The sequence below is a fragment of the Hyphobacterium vulgare genome, from assembly GCF_042643335.1.
GTDB classification, from domain to species: domain Bacteria; phylum Pseudomonadota; class Alphaproteobacteria; order Caulobacterales; family Maricaulaceae; genus Hyphobacterium; species Hyphobacterium vulgare.
The window spans coordinates 1-8,629 of record NZ_JBHRSV010000025.1; the positions used below are offsets into that span (position 1 = coordinate 1).

Consider the following 8,629-nt stretch of genomic DNA (forward strand, 5'->3'; position numbering starts at 1 on the left):
CACCCCGCGCAAATGCCTTGACTACAGAACCCCCGCAGAGGCCTTCTCAGACCACCTGTTGCACTTCAAACGAGAATCCACCTTCCCGCCTGCGCGGGAATGACGAAGAGGGATACGGGACGCCCGCGCGGACTGTCCCCCTTTCGGCTTTCCTGTCCTTAGCTTCATTTGTGACCGAGGATCGCGAGGCGTAGGCTTCGCGGCGGACGGAACACAACAAGGGGCGCGGGCCGGAACGGAACCGCGGCGAGGGATCATGCTGGAAATCCGGAACCTGTCGAAAACCTATGGCAATGGCGTGCGTGCGCTGGACGATGTCAGTTTGAGCATTCCCAAGGGGATGTTCGGCCTGCTCGGGCCGAATGGCGCAGGCAAGTCGACGCTGATGCGGACGATCGCGACGCTGCAGTCGGCGGACAAGGGTTCGATCGACTTCGACGGCATCGACGTGCTCAAGAATCCGCGCGCCCTGCGCCGCCAGCTGGGCTATCTGCCGCAGGATTTCGGCGTCTATCCGCGCATGTCGGCGCGGGCCATGCTGAACCATCTCGCCGTTCTGAAGGGCATCAGCAATGCCAGGGACCGCAAGCGCGTGGTCGAAGGCCTGTTGGAGCAGACCAATCTCGCCAAGGTCGCCGGCAAGTCGGTGGCCAGCTATTCCGGTGGCATGCGCCAGCGTTTCGGCATTGCCCAGGCGCTGATCGGCGATCCGAAACTGATCATCGTGGATGAACCGACGGCCGGTCTCGACCCGGAAGAGCGCAACCGCTTCCACAATCTGCTGTCGGAAATCGGCGAGAATGTCGTCGTCATCCTGTCGACCCATATCGTCGAAGACGTGTCCGATCTCTGCCCGCAGATGGCGATCATGAACCAGGGTCAGATCAAGGCGCTGGGCGCGCCGGCGGAGCTGGTCTCGGCGCTGGGCGGCAAGATCTGGCGCAAGCGCGTGTCGAAGGCGGATTTGCCGGCGCACCGCGCGCAATACCATGTCATCTCGACCCGCCTGACGACCGGTCAGGTGGTGATCCATGTCCAGCATGACGGCGATCCGGGCAATGGATTCGAGGCGGTCAATCCGACCCTCGAGGATGTCTATTTCGCGACGATCTCGGTCGGCCAGCGACAGGCGGAAGCGGCGTAGGCCGCGGTCCGACAGGGAGATTCCGCCATGCTTTTCAAGATCGCCGGATTCGAAATCCGCTATCAGATCACCTCGCCAGCCTTCATCGCGATCTTCGCGATCTTCTTCCTCCTGGCCTTCGGCAACTCGGCGTCCGATTTCGTGCAGATCGGCTCGTCGGCAACGGTGAATGTCAATTCGCCCAGTGCGATCACGCTGATCATCCTGATCATGACCGTGTTCGGGATGATCATCCCGACCGTCTTCCTGGTCAGCGGCGTGATCCGCGATTTCGGTCTCAACACGGCCGGGATGTTCTTCACCACGCAGGTGAAGGAGCACGACTATCTGATCGGCCGCTTCATTGGCGGGCTGATCATCACACTGCTGGCCTTTGCCAGCATTCCTCTCGGAACGGCGGTCGGCGCCGCGATGCCCTGGGTCGACCAGGAAAATCTCGGGCCCTTCGTGTTCAGCTACTACGCCTATCCCTTCTTCGTCTTCGGCGCGCTGAACATGCTGGTCATCGGCCTGATCATGTTCACGGTCGGCAATCTGACCCGCAGCAATATCGCGACCTATGTGACCTTCGCCGGCCTGTTCGTGCTCTATCTTGTCGGCAACACGCTGCTGAACCAGCCGGAATGGCGCGAGATCGTGGCGATCGCCGATCCGTTCGGCATCAGCGCCTATGGCGACATCACCCGCTACTGGACGCCGGCGGAACAGAATAGCCGCGTTGTGCCGCTCGAAGGCACGCTGCTGATCAATCGCCTTCTTTGGCTGGGGATCGCGGCGGGCCTGTTCCTGGTCAATCTGTTTGCCTTCTCCTTCCGGGCCCGTGGCCGGATCATGGGCGGACGGCGCAAGAGCCAGGCGAACGAAGCGCCCTTCGTGCCGCAGGAAATCACCCTGCCGCGCGCCGAACCCGGTGTCGGCGGAGGGGTTTCCTTCGCGCAATTCATGGCGCGGATCGGCTTCGAGGTGAAAGGCGTCGTGTTCAATGTCGCCTTCTGGATCCTGCTCGGGATCGGCATCTTCCTGGCGGCGATGGGCCTGTTGTTCGCCCAGACCGTCTACGGCACGCCGAATTATCCGGTGACGCGCACCACGATCGACGTGATCGTCGGCGGCTTCGCCTGGGTGCCACTGGTCGTGACCGTCTATTACGCGTCCGAAGTCATCTGGCGGGAGCGGCATCACCGCTTCTCCGACATTGTCGATGCCACGCCGACGCCGAGCTGGGTCTTCGTCTCGACCAAGCTGATCGCGTTGATCTCGGTCATCTTCGCCCTGCTGGTCACCGCGATGGCCACCGGCATGGTGATCCAGCTGGCCAAGGGCTACACGAATCTGGAACTCGGCCAGTATCTCGAACGGCTCGTCTTCGGCTTCGGCATTCCGTTCGCGATGACGGCGGTGCTGGCGGTCTTCTTCCAGATCGTCTTCAACAATCGCTGGATCGGCATGCTGGCGCTGATCGTGTTCTCGATCGCGCAGGCGGTGGCGGCCAATTTCGGCTTCAACCACAATCTCTACCTGTTCGGCGGCGCGCCGGCCGCGCCCTATTCCGACATGAATGGCTATGGCCATTTCCTCGGAATTCTCGGCTGGTTCTATCTCTATTGGGGCGCGATCAGCGTGCTGCTGATCGTGCTGTCCTACCTGCTCTGGAACCGGGGGGCGCTGACGCCGATCTGGCGGCGGCTGCGCCTGTTGCCGTCGGGCTTCTCCGGCGGAACCGCGGCGCTGGCCGGGATCGCGCTTCTCGTTGCCATCGGGTCGGGCAGCTGGATCTTCTACAACACCAACATCCTCAACGAATACACCAACAGCCGGATCGCCGAGCGCCGCGCCGCGGAGTTCGAGCGCACCTACCGAGCCGATCTGGAAAACTTGCCGCAGCCGAAGATCACCGAGGTGTCGATCGACGTCGACATCTATCCCGATGACCGGCGCTACGAGGCGCGTGGCCGCTACACGATCGAGAACCGGACCGACGGGGCCATCGACACGGTGTGGCTGACCTATGGAGCGGGTGCGGACATCGTCTCGCAGCAGGTCGAAGGCGCGACGCTGACGACCGATGACGAAGACTTCCGCATGTATGCGTGGACGTTCGACACCCCGCTTCAACCCGGCGAGACCGCGGAGCTGACCTTCGAGGTGGCGGTGAACAATCGCGGCTTCCGCAATGGCAGCAACATCTCGACGGTCAACTACAACGGCAGCTTCTTCAACAATGGCGAGGCGATGCCGTCGATCGGCTTCCAGCGGGGCCGGCTGTTGCAGGACCCGCAAGCGCGCCGGCGTCAGGACTTGCCGGAGATCGAACGGGCCTTCGACCTGGAGGACGAGGATCACTGGTACACGAATTATATCAGCTCGGATTCCGACTTCGTGACCTTCCGCACGACGGTGTCGACCAGTGCCGACCAGATCGCTGTGGCGCCGGGCTATCTCGAACGCGAATGGACGGAAGGCGACCGGCGCTATTTCGAATACGTGATGGATGCGCCGATCCTGAACTTCTATTCGTGGCTTTCAGCCGAATACGCGGTGTTCGAGGAAGAACACAACGGGATCGATTTCCAGATCTTCTATCACCCGCCGCATGACTGGAATCTGGAGCGGATGATGGAGGCGGCGCAGGAGTCGATCGCCTACTTCTCCGAGGCGTTCAGCCCGTATCAGTACCGCCAGTTCCGGATCATGGAATTCCCGGCCTATGCGAGTTTCGCGCAGGCCTTCCCGAACACGATTCCCTATTCGGAGGGTATCGGCTTCATCGCCGACCTGCGCGGCGACGAGGAGATCGACTATGTCTACTACGTCACCGCGCACGAGGCGGCGCACCAGTGGTGGGCCCACCAGGTGATGAGCGCCAACGTCCAGGGCGGCACCATGCTGGTGGAAACCTTCGCCCAGTATTCGGCGATGATGGTGATGGAACGGGAATACGGCCCCGACCACATGCGCCGCTTCCTCAAGTTCGAGCTCGACAACTACCTCAACGCCCGGTCGAACGAGACGCGCGAGGAGTTGCCGCTCTACCGGGTCGAGAACCAGCAGCACATCCATTACCGCAAAGGCGCGGTGATCATGTATGCGCTGCAGGATTATGTCGGCGAGGATGTGGTGAACCGGGCGATGCAGCGCCTGATCGATCGCTACGGCTTCCAGGGTGAGCCCTATGCCCGTTCGGTCGACTTCATCCGCCTGCTTCGTGAGGAAGCCGGACCGGAATGGGACGGGTTGATCACCGACTTCTTCGAGCGGATCACGATTTTCGACCTGCAGGTCGAAAGCGCCGAAACACGTGAGGTCGCCGAGGGCGAGTGGGAGACCACGATCCGGGTCTCGGCCCACAAATACTATGCCGACGGGCAGGGCGAGGAGACCGAGGCGGAGATCGATTACGGCATCGATATCGGCCTGTTCCGCCGCAATCTCGACGGTGCGTTCGAAGGCACGGACCACATCCTCTATTTCGAGCGCCGCCAGGTGAACGAAACCGGGATGGAGTTCGTGATCCGGACCAGCGGCGAACGCCCGCTCTATGCCGGCATCGACCCGTACAACAAGCTGATCGACCGCAATTCGGATGACAATCTGGCGCGTGTCGACTGGATACGGGACGAGGCCGGGGACGGCCAGGACGCCACCGACGAAGGCGGCGGCGGCGAGGAGACTGCGTCGGAATAAGGTAGCGGACGGTCCCGGCGGTCAGTCGGACGCCGGGACCGGACAGGCCGGAGTGCGTTTCACGGTCGAGACCGAGAAGCTGGTTTCGATCGCCGCGACATTCGGCAGCGCATGCAGCCGATGGCGCAGGAAATCCTCATAGCCTTCGAGGTCTTCCGCCACGACTTCCAGAAGGTAGTCGTGCACCCCGGAAACGAGGTGGCATTGCAGCACCTCTTCCATGGCAGCAACCCGGCGTTCGAACTCCGCCGACGCCGTCCCGGCGTGACTCTGCAGGCGGATCATGACGAAGGCGGTGACGGCGAGGCCGCAAGCCTTGCGGTCGATCAGGGCGGCGTAGCCGGCGATCCGTCCGTCAGCTTCAAGCTGGCGCAGGCGTCGCAGGCAGGGCGAGGGCGAGAGGCCGACCGCGTCAGCCAGGTCCTGATTACTGATCCGACCGTTTCGCTGAAGCGTGCGCAGGATGCGGCGATCCGTGTTATCCATCTAATTCCCGAAATCTTGGCATAATCTGCCATTATCATATCCCAAAGTAGTCAAAAAGGGCGAGAAATTCCGCCGAATGACCGTCAGGTTGCGTGCAAACTCATGCGGGAGTCCGGCAATGGACGGTTCGAATTTGAAACTGCAGCACGGCCGCGCAACGCGCGCCATTCACGCGGGCTATGAACCGGCGGATGCGGATGGAGCGATCAGCCCGCCCGTGCATTTTTCGTCCAGCTTTTCCTTCGCATCCGCCGCCGATGCGCGCGACGCCTTCACCGGCGATCGCCCGGCGCATATCTACACGCGGATATCAAACCCGACGCTCGACCTTCTGGAACGGCGCATGGCATCGCTGGAGGATGCAGAGGCGGCGCTGGCCTTCGCTTCCGGCATGGGCGCTATCACCTCGACCTTGTGGAGCCTGGTTCAACCCGGCGACGAGATCGTGACCGATCTCACGCTCTACGGCTCGACCTTCGCCTTCCTGCATCACGGTCTGGCCCGGTTCGGTGTGACGATCTCCCCAACCGACCTTTCCGTACAGAAGGGGCTCGACGTGATCGCGGCACGGCGGCCGCGGCTGGTGTATTTCGAGAGCCCGGCCAATCCCAATATGCGCCTTGTCGACATCACCGCGGTCAGCGCCGCTGCACGCGAAGCGGGAGCGCTCAGTGTGGTCGACAGCACTTATGCGACGCCCTGTCTGACCCGGCCGATCACCTTGGGGGCGGATGTCGTTCTTCATTCGGCGACGAAGTATCTGTGCGGCCATGGAGACGCACTCGGCGGCATTGCGGCGGGACGCCGCGAACTGATCGACACGATCCGCATGACCGGACTGAAGGACATGACCGGCGCGGCGATGGCGCCGTTCAACGCGATGATGATCCTGCGCGGGCTGAAGACGCTTGATCTGCGTATGGAGCGGCACAGCGCCAATGCCGAAATCGTCGCGCGTTGGCTGTCACACCATCCTGTCGTTGCCGCGGTCGCCTTTCCGGGTCTCGGCGACTTTCCGCAGCGCGCGTTGGCCGAACGGCAGATGGACCGGCCGGGCGGTATGATCGCGTTTGAACTGACCGGCGGACTGGATGCCGGCTCGGCTCTTATGGACCGGCTGATGCTGATTCGCCGCGCGGTCAGCCTCGGCGACACCGACAGCCTGATCCAGCATCCCGCCAGCATGACGCACTCCACTTACACGCCGGAGGAACGCGCCCGGTTCGGGATCGGCGAAGGGCTGATCCGGCTGTCGGTCGGACTTGAAGATCCGGCCGACATTATCGCTGATCTGGAACAGGCCATGCCTGCAATCTGACCGCAATTGTCCATACCCTCCATTCGAGGGAGTGGCGGACCGGCCGTGACGCGCTATCTTCGCGGCCGGGTCCGCGACTCTTTGGGGGAGTTCATGCGCCGTTTTCTGGCTTCGGTTGTCTGTCTTCTGGTTGCTGCGTGCGGTGAGCGGGATGACGCGTCCACCGAACCCGTGGCCGACCCGGCCACGACCACCGCCACAGCGCAGGGCCAACTCACGGGCTATGTGTCGCCGGAGGGCGCGCATGTCTGGCATGCCATCCCCTATGCCGCGCCGCCGGTCGGGGATCTGCGCTGGCGTGCGCCGCGGCCGGCCGGGAGCTGGACCGGCAACCGGGACGCGCTGACGCGTGCCGAGCGCTGTTCGCAGATCACCAATTCGCTCGACCAGGGGCGGGGCGTCGAGGCCGGGCTGCGTGTCGGGTCGGAAGACTGCCTCTATCTCGACGTCTTTGCGCCGCCGGGCGCGGTCGATCTGCCGGTCATGGTGTGGATCCATGGCGGGTCGAATGTCTGGGGCAGTATCGAGGCTTATGACGGTTCGCAACTGGCGATCGACCAGAATGTCATCATCATCATGGTGCAGTACCGCCTGGGGCCGCTCGGGTGGTTTGCCCACCCGGCCTTGCGCGAAGACGCCGAGACGGCGGAAGACGGGGCGGCCGATTTCGCGATTCTCGACCTGATCGCCGCGCTGCGCTGGACCCGCGAGAACGCCCATGCCTTTGGCGGCAATCCGGGCCGCGTGACGATTTTCGGTGAGAGCGCCGGCGGCCATAACGTGGCCGCGCTGCTCGCCTCGCCGCTGGCGGCCGGGCTGTTCGACCGGGCGATCATCCAGTCGGGATCGATCGCTTCCGTCCCGCTGGCCGAAGCCGAAGGGCGGATCGGCGAGGCCGCCAACCCCTCACTGACGATTGCGGAGCGGCTCGTCGGGGCCGACGCGAGCGCTGATGATCTGCGCGCTGTCGATCTCGACGACTTGTTCGCCGCCTACGAGACCGGGGGCGGGTTCCGCCTGACCATGCCGACGATGATTGCCGACGGCGTCGTGCTGCCGCTCGACGGGCTGCGTTCGGCCTTCGCCTCGGAGGAGACGTTCAACGCCGTGCCGGTAATCACCGGCACCAACCGGGACGAGATGAAACTGTTCAATGCGCTCGACCCGCGCCTGGCGAGCCGCCATCTCGGGGTTTTCTACCGCCCGCGCGACCGCGGCTTCTACGACGCGCTGTCGGACTACCAGTCGCGGGTCTGGGCGATCGGAGCGGTGGACGATCTCGCCACGATCATGCGCGAAGGCGGGCATGAGGATGTCTGGGCCTACCGTTTCGACTGGGACGAGGGCGGCAGCAATGTCTTCATCGATACCGGATTCATGCTCGGTGCGGCCCACGCAATGGAAATTCCCTTTGTGTTCAACCGGTTCGAACTGTTCGGCCAACTCGACCGCTTCCTGTTCAACGACCGTAATGCCGAAAGCCGCGAGGCATTGGCCCGCACGATGGGCCAGCACTGGGGCAATTTCGCCCGCACCGGCCACCCCGGGGCGGACTGGCCGCGCTGGGGCGAACGCGGCCAACGCATGCGGTTCGACACGGAAGAGGATGGCGGGCCGGAAGTGGTGCGCGGAGCGGAGACCATGGAATCGATCGCCGAACGGCTGTCGGGCGACCAGCGCCTGACGCCCGAGGAACGCTGCCAGGTCGCCGCCACGCTCGGCGACCGCTTTTTCGGCGAGGGTGGCGGCATCGCCGAGATGATCGGCTGCGGGTAGGGGTTTCCTGCAACACAAGCCCCTCATCCTGAGGTGCCGCCGTCAGGCGGCCTCGAAGGGCGAGGGGCGACGAAAATGTCCCTCGCCCTTCGAGGCTCGCCCGGAATGCATCCGGGCTCGCACCTCAGCAACCGTGTTGTTGCGGGTTGTTCCAGGTCTGGTTTCTGGCGACGAGGGTGTTGAGGAGAATGGTGAGTTTCCGGGTTGCGGCGATGAGGGCG

General features: G+C 63.6%; 5 protein-coding genes. 4 read left to right on the forward strand and 1 reads right to left on the reverse strand.

All coding sequences use genetic code 11. The features are described from left to right. The first annotated feature begins 256 nt into the window (after window positions 1–256). Both ACFOOR_RS11720 and ACFOOR_RS11725 read left to right on the forward strand, forming a co-directional pair. Entirely contained in the window at window positions 257–1,144 is an 888-nt protein-coding gene (locus ACFOOR_RS11720; RefSeq protein WP_343165804.1) for an ABC transporter ATP-binding protein, read from the forward strand. Between the two features lie 27 nt (window positions 1,145–1,171). Beyond that, window positions 1,172–4,828: a M1 family aminopeptidase gene (locus ACFOOR_RS11725; RefSeq protein WP_343165803.1), complete on the forward strand. Its 3,657-nt coding sequence runs from the start codon at window positions 1,172–1,174 to the stop codon at window positions 4,826–4,828. 21 nt (window positions 4,829–4,849) lie between these two features. Here ACFOOR_RS11725 and ACFOOR_RS11730 read toward each other — a convergent pair whose 3' ends face one another. Then, entirely contained in the window at window positions 4,850–5,314 is a 465-nt protein-coding gene (locus ACFOOR_RS11730) for an Lrp/AsnC family transcriptional regulator (protein WP_343165802.1), read from the reverse strand. A gap of 118 nt (window positions 5,315–5,432) precedes the next feature. Between ACFOOR_RS11730 and ACFOOR_RS11735 the strand changes: the two genes are divergently transcribed. Together ACFOOR_RS11735 and ACFOOR_RS11740 are read left to right on the forward strand one after the other, a co-directional pair. Next, entirely contained in the window at window positions 5,433–6,632 is a 1,200-nt protein-coding gene (locus ACFOOR_RS11735) for an aminotransferase class I/II-fold pyridoxal phosphate-dependent enzyme (RefSeq protein ID WP_343165801.1), read from the forward strand. 93 nt (window positions 6,633–6,725) lie between these two features. Further along, entirely contained in the window at window positions 6,726–8,408 is a 1,683-nt protein-coding gene (locus ACFOOR_RS11740) for a carboxylesterase/lipase family protein (RefSeq protein WP_343165800.1), read from the forward strand. The last annotated feature ends 221 nt before the right edge of the window (window positions 8,409–8,629 follow it).